Here is a 16033-nt window from a genome sequence, read left to right on the forward strand (position 1 = left end):
CGCCGACACCGGCTAAGATCCCGACTTAAACTTCGTCAGGCTTTCTGATCTGGGCCGCGAAGCTGGGAATCCGGTGCAGGATGAAGTCATAAAAGGCAGCATTGCGCTTTTTGGCCCCTTTGATCTTCTGATCCTTGAGGTGCTTGATGGCCGCTTCCAGAACAGACACCACCTGTTTGTTGGTTTCCCATTTTTTGGCCGCCCCGCGTGAAGGATGCCACCCTTCCACCCGGCCATTAATCTTGCGAAACACTTCGAAGAGCTTTCCGTCGGTCGCGACGTCCATACCCGGTGCATCATCGGGCGATTTGATGGCCTCCCCTGCCCAGCTTGGCAGTTTGCGCCCTCTTGTCACCAACCTTACGAAGGCGGGCATCTTTGACGGGTTGGGCACATTCAGCCTCTTGGCAATGTATTTCGCCTCCTCGTGGAAATAGGCCTTGGAGGCAGCCCTTTCGACCTCCTTTCGGGTGATGGAGGGGTCTTTCTCGGCCAGCGCCAGACCTTCATTCAGAAACCTCCGGTAGAGCTTGGGGTTCTTCTTTGCAAACTCGGCGGCGGCCGCATCGAAATCAATGTTGTATTGCAGGGTCTGGCCGTGTTTGGACTTGGTCGGACCCTTGCCGTGGGTCGTGCGGATGCGTCCGTCCGGAAAGTAGATGCTGCCGATCTTGCCATCGGCGACGCTGGCAATCAGTGTTCTGGGTGCTTCCTCTTTATATTCGTCTTTTGCCCACTTTGGCACGCCGGTGGGGTCGATGTTCTGCCAACCGGGTTTTTCGCCCGGTGCGACATCAGGCAGGCGCGGGCTTGAGGAGGTGTCGACAGTGCCGGTCTTGCCGACCTTTTTTCTATATTCCTCTTGCGCCCAGCCGGGCGCGCCATCGGCAGGATCGTTTTTAAGCACGCCTTTTTCGTCATAAGCGGGTTTGCCGTAGCCTTTGTCAGCCCAGCCCGGCAGCTTGTCTGATGCGGGCAACGGATACTTATAGTCTTCAACGCCGCGTCCGAGTGACGGGCTGCGGCTGGTGTCCACCTCGCGTTGAAGCGTCAGGCTTGCACGGTGCTGGTAGGCGCGAAGTTGTTGGACGGGTTGGCTTCTATCTGCCAACGTCTGCAGGTTGCTCAGCGTCTCGTTCGCCGGGTGACGTCCGGTCCCAGGGCTGCCATGCGCGCGGCGCTGGTTGCGGGTTGCACGCCCTTGTTGTTTGTAAGTGCCCAAGGCTGCCACCTCGTTGCTGATGATCGTTACCAGAGGGATACTAGTATAAGTTGATCTTTGGGTCTATGCTGGTGCGGCGCGCGCGCAGCTTTGTGCCGCGTACTGCTGTGAAAACCAGCGCCTTGACGCCATGTTAAAAACCCCATACCACGCGCTATCTCTAACGAGAATCAATCTGCGGGACTTGTCGCTCTTGTCTGTGCAGGATCACCTGATCAGCTGACGCCCGGTGCTTTGGATGCGCTGGGCTTCGTTTGTGAAAAAAGGGTCTGGAATCACGGACCCGCAACGAAAAGGAAGATACCACGTGGCACGTATTGCCGGCGTCAATATCCCGACTGCAAAGCGGGTTCCCATCGCCCTCACCTATATCACTGGAATCGGTAACACCTCCGCAAAACAGATTTGCGAAGCGGTTGGCATCGATCCATCCCGCCGTGTCAACGAGCTCAGCGATGCCGAAGTTCTGGCCGTGCGCGAGCATATCGACGCCAACTACACCGTTGAAGGTGACCTGCGTCGTGAAGTGCAGATGAACGTCAAGCGTCTGATGGACCTTGGCTGCTACCGTGGCCTGCGCCACCGTCGCAACCTGCCGGTTCGCGGTCAGCGCACCCACACAAATGCTCGCACGCGCAAAGGCCCCGCGAAGGCCATTGCCGGCAAGAAGAAATAAGGGAGGGTCTGACCAATGGCACGTGATAAAGTACGCGTTAAGAAAAAGGCCAGCAAGAACATCGCCGCAGGTGTGGCGCATGTGAACAGCTCCTTCAACAACACCAAGATCCTGATTTCGGACGTGCAGGGCAATGCGATCTCGTGGTCCTCTGCCGGCACGATGGGATTCAAAGGCTCGCGGAAATCCACACCTTACGCCGCACAGATGGCTGCTGAGGATGCGGGCCGCAAGGCGCAGGAACATGGCGTTAAAACGCTTGAGGTCGAAGTGCAGGGGCCGGGCTCGGGGCGTGAAAGCGCGTTGCGTGCGCTGGCTGCTGCCGGGTTCAACATCACCTCGATCCGTGATGTAACGCCGATGGCGCACAACGGCTGCCGCCCCCCAAAGCGCCGCCGCGTTTAAGCTGTTTTACCAGATTTGGGGCCGTGTGTTCGCGCACGGCCCCCATCCGCTTTTTTGAAACCTCGAGCGTCTGCACCTTTCGGACATGGGGCGCAGACAAGAATGGAGGGACGCATGATCCACAAGAACTGGGCTGAATTGATCAAGCCGCAACAACTTGACGTCAAACCGGGCAATGATCCGGCACGTCAGGCAACCGTCACGGCGGAACCGCTGGAGCGCGGCTTTGGCCTGACCATGGGCAACGCGCTGCGTCGTGTTCTGATGTCGTCGCTGCAGGGGGCCGCGATCACCTCTGTGCAGATCGACAATGTATTGCACGAGTTTTCATCGGTGGCCGGTGTGCGGGAAGACGTCACTGACATCATCCTGAACCTCAAGGGCGTTTCCATCCGTATGGAAGTCGAAGGGCCAAAGCGGCTGTCGATCTCCGCCAAGGGGCCGGGTGTTGTGACTGCTGGTGACATTTCGGAATCTGCGGGCATCGAAATCCTGAACCGGGATCATGTGATCTGCCACCTTGATGACGGTGCCGACGTTTACATGGAACTGACCGTCAATCAGGGTAAAGGCTATGTTTCTGCCGAAAAGAACAAGCCAGAGGACGCACCCATTGGCCTGATCCCGATTGATGCGATCTATTCGCCGGTCAAGAAGGTCAGCTATGACGTGCAACCGACCCGCGAAGGTCAGGTGCTGGATTATGACAAGCTGACCATGAAGGTCGAAACCGATGGGTCACTGACGCCGGATGATGCGGTGGCGTTCGCCGCGCGCATTCTGCAGGACCAGCTGGGCATCTTCGTCAACTTCGAAGAGCCTGAATCCGCCTCCCGCGCGGATGAGGACGACGGTCTGGAGTTCAACCCGCTGCTGCTCAAGAAAGTGGACGACTTGGAACTGTCGGTACGTTCTGCAAACTGTCTGAAGAATGACAACATCGTCTACATCGGTGATCTCATTCAGAAGACCGAAGCGGAGATGCTGCGCACGCCGAACTTTGGGCGTAAGTCGCTCAATGAGATCAAGGAAGTGCTCTCGGGCATGGGTCTGCATCTCGGCATGGACGTCGAGGACTGGCCGCCGGACAACATCGAAGACCTGGCCAAGAAATTCGAAGACTCTTTCTAAGGTCCGACCAATGCCCGCAGGTGCGGGGACGATCCGGGTCGCAAGGCCCCAAGGAGAACCGGGTGACACGCATCACCCGGTCAGACAAAGCAAAACGGCCCGTAGAGGGCACATTTAGGAGAAGAGACAATGCGTCACGCACGTGGATACCGCCGCCTGAACCGCACACATGAGCACCGCAAGGCGCTCTGGGCCAATATGGCGGGTTCGCTCATCGAACATGAGCAAATCAAGACAACCTTGCCCAAGGCCAAGGAACTGCGCCCGATCATCGAGAAGATGATCACGCTGGCCAAGCGCGGCGATTTGCATGCGCGCCGTCAGGCGGCATCGAAACTGAAGGAAGATCAATACGTTGCGAAACTGTTTGACGTTCTGGGCCCACGCTACAAAGACCGTCAGGGTGGCTATGTCCGCGTTCTGAAAGCCGGATTTCGCTATGGCGACATGGCACCGATGGCCATCATCGAATTCGTAGACCGCGACCGGGATGCAAAAGGGGCCGCCGACAGAGCGCGCCTCGCAGCAGAAGAGAACGCCGAAGAGGCATAAGCTCTTTAAAGGCCACTGCTGGAAAAGCCCTTGTCCCGCGCGGGACGAGGGCTTTTTTGATGAGGTGGTTGTAGCGCATGGTGCTGATGGCGTTGCACTTGCCCGGCTTGGGACAGGCGCGCCGGGGGTGTCGCCATGTAAAATCGCGTGTGGTTTGCAGCGCTGCGCGGACTCGCACCAAGGTGCGTTTTTCGGTAATACGGCGCAAAAATGGAGTAGGCTATGGACCTGTTTGGCCAGTCGGGCGGAAACGACAAGACGCCACAGCATGCAAAGACGCGTCCGCTGGCGGATTTGCTCAGGCCGCAGTCTCTTGACGAGGTGATAGGTCAGGAAAAACTGCTGGCTGAGGACGGCCCACTGGGGTCCATGCTGGCGGCGGAACGTTTGACGTCTTTGATCCTTTGGGGGCCGCCCGGCGTTGGGAAGACGACGATTGCCCGACTTCTGGCGCATCGGACCGATCTGCATTTCGAACAGATCAGCGCGATTTTCAGCGGCGTGTCCGATCTCAAGAAGGTCTTCCAGGCTGCCCGTGATCGTGCATCGCTCGGGCAGGGCACTTTCCTTTTCATTGATGAGATTCATCGGTTCAACAAGGCACAGTTGGATTCGCTGCTGCCGGTGATGGAGGACGGCACCGTTACTGTGTGCGGTGCGACCACCGAAAACCCCTCATTCAGCGTGAATGGTTCTGTGCTCAGCCGCTGTCAGGTGATGGTGCTGGAGCGCCTTGATGCCACGGCGCTGGCAAGGTTGCTGGCACGCGCAGAGGCGCAGACCGGACAGGCGCTGCCGCTGACGGATGATGCCAAATCGCTGTTATGCGCCATGGCCGATGGGGACGGGCGTGCCCTGCTCAATCTGGTTGAAAGTGTGCGTGCATGGCCACAGGATCAGACCTATTCGGCAGAGGATATCGCCGGTCGGCTGACCCGGCGCGCCGCATTGCATGACCGCGCCGGAGACGGTCATTACGCGATCGCCAGTGCCATCCAGAAATCAATTCGCGGATCTGATCCGGAGGCGGCGATCTACTGGGTGCACAGGGCGCTTGAAGGGGGGGAAGACCCGCGTTTCATTCTGCGGCGCCTGACGATGATCGCCTGGGAGGACGTGGGGCTGGCGGACCCAGAAGCCTCGCGCGTTTGCCTGAGCGCGTGGGATACCTACGAAAGGCTCGGCAGCCCGGAGGGGGATCTGGCCTTGTCGCAGGCGGCGATTTATCTGGCGCTCGCGCCGAAATCGAATGCCGGATATGTGGCGCATAAAGCGTCGCGTGCGGATGCGAAAAAGTCCGGCTCCCTGCCGCCACCGATGCATATCCTGAACGGGCCGACAAAGATGATGCAGGACCTCGGTTTCAGGAAGGGCTATCAATATGACCATGATGCACCGGAAGGCTTCTCGGGTCAGAATTACTTTCCCGACGGTCTGAAAAGGCCGCAGCACTACGCGCCCGTTGAACGTGGCTTTGAGCGGGAACTTGCAAAGCGCGTGCGCTACTTTGACAAGTTGCGTCAGGAGCGGGACGACAATGCAACGTGATCCGCAGGCCCTTGCGGCGCGGGCGGAAAACTTGACAACGGGTGCTGGACGCGGGACAGACCGCGCATGATGAAGTCTTTGATCCTTGTGGCCGCCGGGGGTGCGATTGGTGCGTCTTTGCGCTATTTGCTCGGGGCCGGCGTTTACCGTCTGACCGGGGGTCCAACGGGTTTTCCGGTGGCGATCATGATGGCCAATGTATTGGGGTCGATTGCCATGGGGTTTTTCGTGGTCTGGGCGGCGCATCGCGGGCTGACGCATCTGAGCCCCTTTGTCATGACCGGCGTGCTGGGCGGTTTCACGACGTTTTCCGCCTTTTCGCTGGAAACCGTGACATTGTTTGAGCGGGGCGAGATCTGGCAGGCGGGGCTTTATGTTGCGCTGTCGGTCGGGCTGTCGGTATTTGGATTGATGGCGGGCCTCTGGGTCGCGCGTGGGGTATATTTATGAGCGCAGTGCAAACACTGACCGTCGGCGAAGACGAGGGGGACCAGCGGCTGGACCGGTGGTTCAAAAAGCAGTTTCCCCTGATCAGTCAGGGGCGCGTCGAAAAGATGTGCCGCAAGGGCGAAATCCGCGTCGATGGGGGCCGTGTCAAGGCGGCGACCCGTCTGGAAGTGGGCCAGCAGGTGCGCATTCCGCCCCTGCCGGACACGGCGGCACCAGCACCTGTCGCGCGCTCTGCGGTGTCGGCGGCGGATGCCAGGATGATCCAGTCCTGTGTGATCTACCGGGATGACCATATCATCGCGATCAACAAACCGGCAGGCCTGCCGACGCAGGGCGGGTCGGGTCAGACGCGCCATGTCGATGGGCTCGCTGAGGCGTTGAAATTCGGGTTTGAGGACAAACCGCGCCTTGTGCACCGCCTCGACAAGGACACCTCCGGGGTTTTGCTGCTGGCGCGCACGCGGATGGCGGCCAAGGCGTTGACGACCGCGATGCGGCACAAGGAAACGCGCAAGATCTATTGGGCTTTGGTGGCCGGGGTGCCGACGCCTTACCTGGGTGAAATCCGCTATGCGCTGGTCAAGGCGCAGGGACGCGGGCGCGGTGGCGAGGGCGAAAAGATGATCGCCCTGCCGCCCCGCGAGGTGGACGAGACGCCGGGTGCGAAACGCGCGCATACGCTTTATGCGACGCTTTACCGGGTGGGCTCGCGCGCGTCATGGGTTGCGATGGAGCCGATCACTGGGCGGACCCATCAGTTGCGCGCGCATATGGCCGAAATCGGGCATCCCATTATCGGTGATGGCAAATATGGCGGTTCGGGTCAGGAAAACATGGGCGACGGATGGGGCGCGCAACTGGGCGGCGTGATCTCCAAAAAGCTGCACCTGCATGCCCGTATGATGCGGTTTGAGCACCCTGAAACCCGCAAACCCGTCACGATCACGGCGGATATGCCGGACCATATGAAACAGAGCTGGGAGACCTTTGGCTGGACCGAGGATCTGGCCGCCGAAGACCCGTTCGAGGCGCTTTGATGCCCACGCCGCTGCGATTGGTGATATTCGATGTGGATGGCACTTTGGTGGACAGCCAGGGCGACATTCTGGGCGCGATGCGCCATGCCTTCGAGGGTCTGGGCCTTGATGTGCCGTCGCGCGATGCGGTGTTGGGCATTGTGGGCCTGTCCTTACCCGTCGCCATGGCGCGTCTGGCGCCGGATGTGGGCCCGGCGCTGCAGAGCCAATTGGTGGAGGGGTATAAATCCGCCTATGTTGACATGCGCGCCAAGGTTGGCGCGGCGCAGTCCAGCCCGCTTTATCCCGGTGCGCGGGGCAGTCTGGAGCAGTTGCACAGCACGCCCGAGGTCTTGCTGGGCGTGGCGACGGGCAAGTCCAAGCGCGGGCTCGACAGTCTGATCAAGGCCCATGATCTGGGGTCGTTTTTCGTCACACGGCAGGTGGCAGATTTTCACCCGTCCAAACCGCATCCGTCGATGATCCTGCAGGCGATGGCGGACACCGGGGTTGATCCGGAGAACACGGTCATGATCGGGGACACAAGTTTCGATATGGAGATGGCCCGGTCCGCTGGGGTGCACGGCATTGGCGTCAGTTGGGGGTATCATCCGGTTTCGGCGCTGACGGGCGCGGCGGAGGTTCTGACGGATTTTACCGGGCTGCCCCCGGCACTCTCGCGACTTTGGGGAGAATGAAACATGAGTGAATGGAAGGCAAAACGCTTCTGGAAAGAGGCCGTGATTGATGAAACGGCAGAGGGGTTTGGCATTGCGCTGGATGGGCGCGCAGTCAAAACCCCGGCGAAACGCGCGCTGATTGCTCCGACGCGGCCCTTCGCGGAGAAAATCGCCGCTGAATGGAATGCGCAGGGCGAGCAGATTGATCCCGCAACCATGCCATTCACCAGAAGCGCCAATGCCGCGCTGGACAAGGTCGCAGTGCAAAAGCAAGAGGTGGCGGATATGTTGGCCGCCTATGGGGACAGCGATCTTTTGTGCTACCGCGCGGAGTATCCCGAAGGGCTGGTGGCGCGGCAGGCGGCGCAATGGGATCCGCTGCTTGATTGGGCGGCGGATGCTTTGGGGGCGCGCCTGGATGCGCGGGCCGGCGTGATGCATGTGCCGCAGGCACCTGAAGCACTGGCCGTTCTGACGGAAAAGACACGCGCACTGTCGTCCTTCGAACTTGCAGGTTTTCACGATCTCGTGAGCCTGTCCGGCTCACTGATTCTCGGCTTTGCCGCGACCCATGATTTTCTGCCTGCGAAGACGATTTGGGATATTTCGCGACTGGATGAGATCTGGCAGGCGGAAGAGTGGGGTCGCGACGCGGAAGCCGAGGCCGCCGCAGCTATCAAAGAAGCCGCATTTATTCATGCAAAGCAGGTATTTGACTTGTCCTTTGTCTAAAAGTTGCGCGCCCGGATGAAGTTGACGTTAGGATAGGCTGTCTTGTGGTGAAATAGGCAATCCTACCCTTGACGTTCACACCCTAAAACGAACAGTATTGCGACCACTCGGAGCACACAAAGTGCTCAAGTGTCACCGCCGGTTATGCAACCGGTCGACCCGCTGTTGATAAAGCGGAAAATCAGGAAGAGGTTTAAAATGAAAAAATCAGTACTTTTAGGTGCGCTGACGATTGCTGGTCTTGCGGCCGGCGCTGCGGCTGCCGGTACTTTGGATGACGTGAAAGCGCGCGGCACATTGAACTGTGGCGTGACAACCGGTCTCGTCGGCTTTGCCGCGCCGAATGCGGATGGCGAATGGAACGGGTTTGACGTCGCAGTCTGCCGCGCGGTTGCCGCTGCGGTTCTGGGCGATGCAACCGCCGTGGAATTCGTGCCGACAACAGGCAAAACGCGGTTCACAGCACTTGCCTCTGGCGAAATCGACATGCTGGCGCGCAACACCACATGGACGTTCTCCCGCGATGTTGACCTGAAATTCACATTCGTGGGCATCAACTACTATGACGGCCAGGGCTTCATGGTGCCGAAATCGCTTGGCGTCACATCGGCAAAAGAACTCGATGGCGCAACGGTTTGTATCCAGACCGGCACAACCACCGAGCTGAACCTCGCGGATTTCTTCCGTGCCAACAACATCAGCTATGAGCCTGTTCCGATCGAGACGAACGCCGAAGGCCAGCAGCAGTATCTCGCCGGTGCCTGTGACACGTACACGACAGACGCCTCCGGTCTGGCGGCGACACGTGCGAGCTTCGAGAACCCGTCCGATCACGTTCTGCTGCCCGAAATCATCTCCAAAGAGCCGCTGGGCCCGCTTGTGCGCCACGGCGATGACGAATGGGGTGACGTGGTGCGCTGGACGCTGAACGCGCTGATCACGGCAGAAGAGCTGGGTGTGACATCGGCCAACGTCAGCGAGATGGCGACAGGGTCCAACAACCCGGAAGTCAAGCGTTTGCTCGGCACCGAGGGCACCCTTGGCGAAATGCTGGGCCTTGATGCCGACTGGGCCATGAGAGCCATCGCGTCGCAGGGTAACTACGGCGAAATCTTTGCCAAGAACATTGGCGAGGATACCCCGATTGCGCTGTCGCGCGGTCTGAACGCACAGTGGACAAACGGCGGCCTGATCTACTCGCCTCCGTTCCGTTAAGAACTGAAAACGCAGGGGCGCAGAGTTAAATCTGCGCCCCTGGCACATTGGACGACCAACATAAAATCCCGGCAGGCCAGAGGCGCACAAGCGTCCACAAAGGCGAATAGCCGGAACCACGGGGAAGACAATAATGACAATAATGACGGACCCACCGAGGGAGTCGTTCCGGCTATCCATGCTGCTGAACGACACGCGCTACCGGTCGATTACGTTTCAGGCGATCGCGCTTTTGGCCCTGATCGTGGCCATTGCCTATCTCGCGAACAATCTGTTTACCAATCTCGCCGCGCAGGGCCTGAACATCTCATATGGGTTTCTGGGTGATCCGGCGGGCTATGACATCAACCAGCGTCTGATTGAATACGATAGCCAATCCTCCAATGCGCGTGCGGCTCTCGTCGGTATCCTGAACACCCTGCTTGTGGCGTTTCTGGCCTGTATCATGGCGACTGTCTTTGGTGTGATCGCAGGGGTTTTGCGGCTGTCCAACAACTGGCTTGTTTCCAAGCTGATGTCTTTCTATGTCGAAATTTTCCGCAACATTCCCGTCCTGATCTGGATCATCATCATCTTTACGATCATGACCGCCGTGATGCCTGCCCCGCGCGCTTTCCGGGGTGACGAACCCGAAGCGACGATGCTGCTGGGGGCCTTTGCCTTTACCAACCGCGGTATCTACATCCCTGCGCCGATCTGGGGACCGGGGTCTATGGTCGTCGTTGCGACCTTTATTGCGTCGGTCGTGGGCGTCTTTGCCTATCGTCGCTACGCCAAAAACCTGCTGTATCAAACGGGGCGTCTGTTGCCCATGGGATGGCCGAGCCTTGCCATCTTTTTCGTACCGACCATCGTGATGTTTTTCATCATGGGGCGTCCCATCGGATTGGACATACCCGAGCTGGGTGGCTTCAACTTTCGGGGTGGTATCCAGATTGGTGCACCGCTGATCGCGCTTTGGTTTGCCTTGTCCATCTACACCGGTGCTTTTATCGCTGAAAACGTGCGTGCGGGTATTCAGGCCGTGTCCAAAGGCCAGACCGAAGCGGCATCCGCCCTCGGGCTGCATCCGGGACGCGTCATGAACCTTGTCGTGCTACCGCAGGCCCTGCGCGTGATCATTCCGCCGCTCATTTCACATTACCTCAACATCACCAAGAACTCATCGCTGGCGATTGCCGTGGGCTATGCGGATATCACTGCGACGCTTGGCGGCATTACCCTGAACCAGACCGGTCGCGCCATTGAATGCGTGTTGCTGCTGATGCTGTTCTATCTTGTCATATCGCTGTCCATTTCGGCGATCATGAACGTCTACAACAAAACCGTCACCCTGAAGGAGCGTTGATTGATGACCGATACAAACCAACACTCCGCTTCCTTTGTGCGCACGGAAACCATCCCCGAACGTGCTCCGCCTGTTACGGCATCCGGCCCGGTGAAATGGGTGCGTGAAAACCTGTTTGCGACGCCGGCGAATAGCGTTTTGACGATCATCGCGCTTTACTTCATTTACCTGCTTCTGGCGGGAAGCCTGCCGTGGCTGCTGAATGGCGTCTGGACGACCAGCAGCCTGTCTGAGTGTCGTGAAGTGCTTGGCGGCGCGGTCGGTGCCTGTTTCTCGGTTCTGACGGAGCGTTTGAACCAGTTGCTCTTCGGGTTCCAATACCCGAGCGAGCTTTACTGGCGGCCGGCGCTGGCTCTGGTATTGCTCTTCGTTGCGGGTGCGCCAGTGCTGTTTTTCGATCTGCCACGCAAGCTGTTGATCTTCACGGCGCTTTATCCCTTCATTGCCTATTACCTCATCTGGGGCGGCGCGCTGGGCGTGCCTGTTCTGGCGTTGGTGGGCTGTGTCGCGGGCTATCTCGTCTACAGTCGCTTTGTGGCCGGTAGCTTTGCCAAGGGCTTTTTCGGCGGGATTGCTGCGGCATTGATCGTCTGGAACCTTGGCGGGTTGCTGATCCCTGAAAACGCGAATGACACGGCGATGATGACGGCGGTGCCAAGCCGTGACCTTGGTGGTTTCATGCTCAACATGATGCTGGGTGTGACCTGTGTGTCGCTGTCCGTGCCATTGGGGATCGTGCTGGCGCTTGGTCGTCAGTCGAGCATGCCGCTGATCAAATGGATTTGTGTTATCTTTATCGAATTCATTCGTGGCGTGCCCCTGATCACCTTGTTGTTCGTGGCTTCGGTGATGCTGGCCTATTTCTTTCCGCCGGAATCCACGGTCGATCTGTTCCTGCGTGTGGTGATCATGATCACGATGTTCTCCTCGGCCTACATTGCCGAGGTGATCCGGGGTGGCCTCGCAGCCCTGCCCAAGGGACAATACGAGGGGGCGGACAGCCTTGGGCTGGATTATGCGCAGGCAACCCGTCTGATCATCCTGCCGCAGGCGCTGAAAATTTCGATCCCGGGCATCGTGAATGTGGCCGTTGGGCTTTTCAAGGATACCACGCTAGTGTCGGTCATTTCGATGTTCGACCTTGTTGGGATGATCCGGGGGCCGATCCTCGCCTCGACGGATTGGGCAGGCGTCTATTGGGAACTTTATGGTTTCGCCGCTCTGCTGTTCTTTGTCGTCTGCTACGGCATTTCGCAATATTCACAATGGCTCGAACGTCGCCTCGCGACCGATCACAGATAAGGAGGCCTGACCAATGGCTGAACAAGCAACGCAAATGCAGGTCTCTGACGAGATCGCGATCACCATCAGCAACATGAACAAATGGTACGGATCGTTCCACGTACTGCGCGACATTGACCTGACGGTGAATCGTGGCGAACGGATCGTGATCTGCGGGCCATCGGGGTCGGGTAAATCCACGCTGATCCGGTGCATCAACGCGCTCGAAGAGCATCAGCAAGGCTCCATCACCGTGGATGGGACGCTGCTGTCGTCTGACCTGAAGAATATCGACAAGATCCGCTCAGAGGTTGGTATGTGTTTTCAGCACTTCAACCTGTTCCCGCATCTGACGATTCTTGAGAATTGCACGCTTGCGCCGATCTGGGTGCGCAAGATACCTAAGAAAGAGGCCGAAGAAACGGCGATGCACTTCCTTGAAAAGGTGAAAATCCCGGATCAGGCGGGCAAATATCCCGGGCAGCTTTCGGGCGGGCAACAGCAGCGGGTGGCCATTGCGCGCTCGCTCTGCATGAAGCCACGGATCATGTTGTTTGACGAACCGACCTCTGCGCTGGACCCGGAGATGATCAAAGAGGTGCTCGACACCATGATCGAACTGGCCGAAGAGGGCATGACCATGCTTTGCGTGACCCACGAAATGGGCTTTGCGCGTCAGGTCGCCAACCGGGTGATCTTCATGGATGCCGGGCAGATCGTCGAGCAGAACGAGCCTGAGGCGTTCTTTAACAACCCGCAATCCCCGCGCACGCAACTGTTCCTGAGCCAGATCCTCGGGCACTGAACGAGGTTGGTATTGATTGGATGCGCCGTCCCATGGGGGCGGCGTTTTCCGTTTCAGTCGGTCAATTCACGCGGCACGATGAAATCAACGACCCGGCCTTGATGCCAGTCCACCTCTGTCCAACTGCCCACGTCAAAGTCGCACACAAGCGTTGCCCCTGTCGGATAATCCGCAAACCGCGCATGCGCCGGGGGCGACTCCACCAACAGGTTGGCCAACTCGCAGATGCCGTGGTTATGCCCGATCATCAGCACGCACACGCCGGTCGCCTCATGCAGTGTTTCGATCATGATGCGCGGCTCCGCCAGATACAGTGCTCTGATGAACCGGGTTGGCGGCGTGGGGTCGATCTGCAACCCCATCAGCGTCTGGCCGGTCCGCTCGGCAGAAGAGCACAGCACCTCATCCGGGATGTGCCCCTGCGCGCGCAGCCAGACCCCCAAGGCAGTGGCCGACCTGCGTCCGCGCTTGTTGAGCGGGCGGTCGTGGTCAGCGGTGCCGATATGGTTCCAGTCCGATTTCGCGTGCCGCATCAGGATCAGTCGAAGCATCCGCTACCCTTTGAAAGTGGTCATATGATAGGCCGATTGCGCCGAGGTGCGCGGGTATTGCTGCGACACCGGGCAAACCCGCCGCGCCGCGCAGCCATACGCCATGCAGTCCTGCCCCCCGGCTTGTTCGAGGAATGTCTTGCAGGCCACCACATCATAGTTTTTCCCGTCCAATGCATCGACGGGGCAGGTGGTGGTGCAGGGCTGATCGATACAGCCGAGACACGGGTTGGCAGGGTTGGGCGGCAGGTCGATCCTGTCGCGCAGGGCAAGCGCGCCCCGGAACGACACGAACAAACCGGCGCTGTCGTGGACCAGCAACATGATTGGAGAGGCATGCACCCGGCCGGTTTTCAGCGCCCATGAAAAGAACGGTTTGAAGGGCGGCCCGCCAAACGGATAAAGCGCCAGCGCATCCAGATCAGCGGCCCATGCGTCAATGACCCGCGTCGACCAGCGGTCCATCGGGTCAGGCGCGCCGTCCTGCCATTCAGGGCTTTGGGTGAAACTCGCCCAGAATCCGGGTTCGTGTGGGCCGAGCAGCAAGAGGGTCTGAAAACCCGGCGGAACCCCGTCATCGGCTGCGGGATGGAACCCGCCAAGGATGGTCAGGGACCGGGTCAGAGCCGCAGCCTGAAGGGCGTCATATGTCACTTGCGCACGAACGGCAGGGAGAGCGACCAGCCGAGCTTGCTCGGGCGGTCATCCTGCCATTCAAGGCCCACCTGCATGGCGTCATGCCCGGCAGCAGGTTGCGCGATGTAAGTCCCGAACATGCGGTCCCAGATCGACAGGGCAAAGCCGTAGTTGCTGTCATGTTCATGGCGGTGCACCGAATGATGGACCCGGTGCATGTCAGGCGTCACCAGTACCTTGCGCACCAGACGATCCAGCGCTTTCGGCAGGGCAAGATTGGCGTGATTGAACATCGCGGTCCCGTTGAGGATGATCTCGAAAAGGACCACGGCGATGGCCGCTGGCCCCAAGAGATAGACCAGACCGATTTTCAGCAGCATCGACAATGCAATCTCGATCGGGTGAAAGCGGATCGCAGTCGTCACATCCATATCCACATCCGCATGGTGGACCCGGTGCAGGCGCCACAGGAGCGGCACCTTGTGGGTGATGAGGTGCTGCAGCCAGATCGCGAAATCAAGGATCAGCACGACGCAGATGACCTCAATCCAGAAGGGCAGCGCAATCAGGTTGAAAAGCCCCCAACCGTTCGCCTCAGCGTCCATGGCAGCACCCACGGCGAGCAGTGGCAAGGCAAAGGCGAGCGCGCGCAGCGTGAGCGTGTTCAGGACGGTCACGCTCCAATTTGTGACCCACCGCGTGCGGCGCGTGTGCTTGCGCAGGCGACGCGGTGCGAGCGTCTCAAGTGTCGCCAGGAGCGCAAAGAGAGCGACGAAAATCGCGAGCCGGATAAGTGCTTCGTTTTCCATGTGTCTAACCTAGTCGCCAGTACTGTCAGAACAAGCCGTTCCCTGACACATCTGCGTCAGAAAACGCCTATGCCATCGCATGGCGGAACGCTAGTCCGCGCGGATGATCGAGCCTGCACCATGTTCGGTAAAGAGTTCCAGCAAGCAGGCGTTCGGGGCGCGCCCATCCAGAATGACTGCTGCACGCACGCCGCCGCGCAATGCGGCAAGCGCTGTTTCCGTTTTCGGGATCATGCCCCCGGCGATTGTGCCATCGCGGGTCATATCTTCGATCTGTTTCGCACTCAGTTCAGTGAGCACATCGCCGGCGTCGTTTTTCACCCCGGCAACATCCGTCAGCAAAAGCAGCCGGTCGGCCTTGAGCGCTGCCGCGACCGCACCCGCAGCCGTATCCCCGTTGATGTTATAGGTCTGGCCCGTTTGGTCCGCCCCCAAGGGCGCAATGACGGGAATGTATTCCTTTTCGGTGAGGTCGCGCAAAAGGCGCGGGTCAACATCCTGCGGTGTGCCCACAAAGCCCAGATCGGGGTCTGTCTGACAACAGGTAATAAGGCGCGCATCCTTGCCCGAAATACCCACCGCGCAGCCGCCCTGACCGTTGATCGCCTGAACGATCCGCTTGTTGACGAGGCCGCTCAACACCATCTCGACCACATCCATGGTGGCCCGGTCCGTCACCCGCTTGCCGTTCACGAACTCGGATTTGATGTCCAGCTTGTCGAGCATCGCGTTGATCATCGGGCCACCGCCGTGCACAATCACCGGGTTCACGCCGACCTGCCGCATCAACACCACGTCACGGGCAAATTCGTCCATCGCCTCATCGCTGCCCATCGAATGACCGCCAAGTTTTATCACCACGGTCGCCCCGGCATAGCGTTGCAGATAGGGCAGCGCCTTGTTCAGCGTGCTTGCGGTTGAAATCCAGTCGCGGTTCATATCTTGGGTCTTCATCTTGGGGCCATGGGTTTGGTTG

18 protein-coding genes are annotated in these 16033 nt (G+C 59.2%); 13 read left to right on the top strand and 5 right to left on the bottom strand.

The genetic code is table 11. The features are described from left to right. Positions 1–25: 25 nt before the first annotated feature. The gene (locus tag RD1_RS06640) at positions 26–1222 is read right to left on the bottom strand and encodes a hypothetical protein (protein ID WP_011567692.1); all 1197 of its coding nucleotides are present in this window, start codon (positions 1220–1222) and stop codon (positions 26–28) included. 307 nt (positions 1223–1529) lie between these two features. Here RD1_RS06640 and rpsM point away from each other — a divergent pair, with 307 nt between their 5' ends. From rpsM to RD1_RS06705, 13 genes are all read left to right on the top strand, one after another. Further along, the gene (rpsM, locus tag RD1_RS06645) at positions 1530–1898 is read left to right on the top strand and encodes a 30S ribosomal protein S13 (protein ID WP_011567693.1); all 369 of its coding nucleotides are present in this window, start codon (positions 1530–1532) and stop codon (positions 1896–1898) included. Positions 1899–1913: 15 nt separating this feature from the next. Beyond that, entirely contained in the window at positions 1914–2303 is a 390-nt protein-coding gene (gene rpsK / locus RD1_RS06650) for a 30S ribosomal protein S11 (RefSeq protein ID WP_011567694.1), read from the top strand. Positions 2304–2417: 114 nt separating this feature from the next. Then, a complete protein-coding gene (locus RD1_RS06655; RefSeq protein WP_044033372.1) occupies positions 2418–3434 on the top strand; it encodes a DNA-directed RNA polymerase subunit alpha in 1017 nt (338 codons plus the stop codon). A 129-nt stretch (positions 3435–3563) separates the two neighbouring features. Beyond that, positions 3564–3986, top strand: coding sequence for a 50S ribosomal protein L17 (gene rplQ / locus RD1_RS06660; RefSeq protein ID WP_011567696.1), 423 nt, complete (start codon positions 3564–3566; stop codon positions 3984–3986). 222 nt (positions 3987–4208) lie between these two features. Next, positions 4209–5534, top strand: a complete 1326-nt coding sequence (locus RD1_RS06665; protein ID WP_011567697.1) for a replication-associated recombination protein A — start codon at positions 4209–4211, stop codon at positions 5532–5534. 66 nt (positions 5535–5600) lie between these two features. Then, positions 5601–5984: a fluoride efflux transporter CrcB gene (gene crcB, locus RD1_RS06670; RefSeq protein WP_011567698.1), complete on the top strand. Its 384-nt coding sequence runs from the start codon at positions 5601–5603 to the stop codon at positions 5982–5984. Beyond that, positions 5981–7021 (top strand): RluA family pseudouridine synthase, encoded by a 1041-nt coding sequence (locus tag RD1_RS06675; protein WP_011567699.1) that lies wholly within the window; start codon positions 5981–5983, stop codon positions 7019–7021. The genes crcB and RD1_RS06675 overlap by 4 nt, the downstream gene beginning before the upstream one ends. Beyond that, the gene (locus RD1_RS06680) at positions 7021–7698 is read left to right on the top strand and encodes an HAD-IA family hydrolase (protein WP_011567700.1); all 678 of its coding nucleotides are present in this window, start codon (positions 7021–7023) and stop codon (positions 7696–7698) included. The genes RD1_RS06675 and RD1_RS06680 overlap by 1 nt, the downstream gene beginning before the upstream one ends. Positions 7699–7701: 3 nt before the next feature. Beyond that, on the top strand, positions 7702–8412 hold the full coding sequence (locus RD1_RS06685) for an ATP12 family chaperone protein (protein WP_011567701.1): 711 nt from the start codon (positions 7702–7704) through the stop codon (positions 8410–8412). A gap of 198 nt (positions 8413–8610) precedes the next feature. Beyond that, the gene (locus tag RD1_RS06690; protein ID WP_011567702.1) at positions 8611–9627 is read left to right on the top strand and encodes an amino acid ABC transporter substrate-binding protein; all 1017 of its coding nucleotides are present in this window, start codon (positions 8611–8613) and stop codon (positions 9625–9627) included. A gap of 133 nt (positions 9628–9760) precedes the next feature. Then, on the top strand, positions 9761–10975 hold the full coding sequence (locus tag RD1_RS06695; protein ID WP_011567703.1) for an amino acid ABC transporter permease: 1215 nt from the start codon (positions 9761–9763) through the stop codon (positions 10973–10975). 3 nt (positions 10976–10978) lie between these two features. Next, the gene (locus tag RD1_RS06700; protein ID WP_011567704.1) at positions 10979–12277 is read left to right on the top strand and encodes an amino acid ABC transporter permease; all 1299 of its coding nucleotides are present in this window, start codon (positions 10979–10981) and stop codon (positions 12275–12277) included. 13 nt (positions 12278–12290) lie between these two features. Beyond that, on the top strand, positions 12291–13061 hold the full coding sequence (locus RD1_RS06705; protein WP_044032992.1) for an amino acid ABC transporter ATP-binding protein: 771 nt from the start codon (positions 12291–12293) through the stop codon (positions 13059–13061). 53 nt (positions 13062–13114) lie between these two features. On the opposite strand, the gene RD1_RS06710 is transcribed toward RD1_RS06705, so the two are convergent. From RD1_RS06710 to argB, 4 genes are all read right to left on the bottom strand, one after another. Next, a complete protein-coding gene (locus tag RD1_RS06710; protein WP_011567706.1) occupies positions 13115–13612 on the bottom strand; it encodes a SixA phosphatase family protein in 498 nt (165 codons plus the stop codon). A 3-nt stretch (positions 13613–13615) separates the two neighbouring features. Continuing rightward, entirely contained in the window at positions 13616–14266 is a 651-nt protein-coding gene (locus RD1_RS06715; protein WP_011567707.1) for a hypothetical protein, read from the bottom strand. Next, on the bottom strand, positions 14263–15057 hold the full coding sequence (locus tag RD1_RS06720; protein WP_011567708.1) for a sterol desaturase family protein: 795 nt from the start codon (positions 15055–15057) through the stop codon (positions 14263–14265). Before RD1_RS06720 ends, RD1_RS06715 begins: the two co-directional genes overlap by 4 nt. A gap of 90 nt (positions 15058–15147) precedes the next feature. After that, positions 15148–16011: an acetylglutamate kinase gene (gene argB, locus RD1_RS06725; RefSeq protein WP_011567709.1), complete on the bottom strand. Its 864-nt coding sequence runs from the start codon at positions 16009–16011 to the stop codon at positions 15148–15150. Positions 16012–16033: the final 22 nt, after the last annotated feature.

The organism is Roseobacter denitrificans OCh 114 (assembly GCF_000014045.1).
Taxonomy (GTDB): domain Bacteria; phylum Pseudomonadota; class Alphaproteobacteria; order Rhodobacterales; family Rhodobacteraceae; genus Roseobacter; species Roseobacter denitrificans.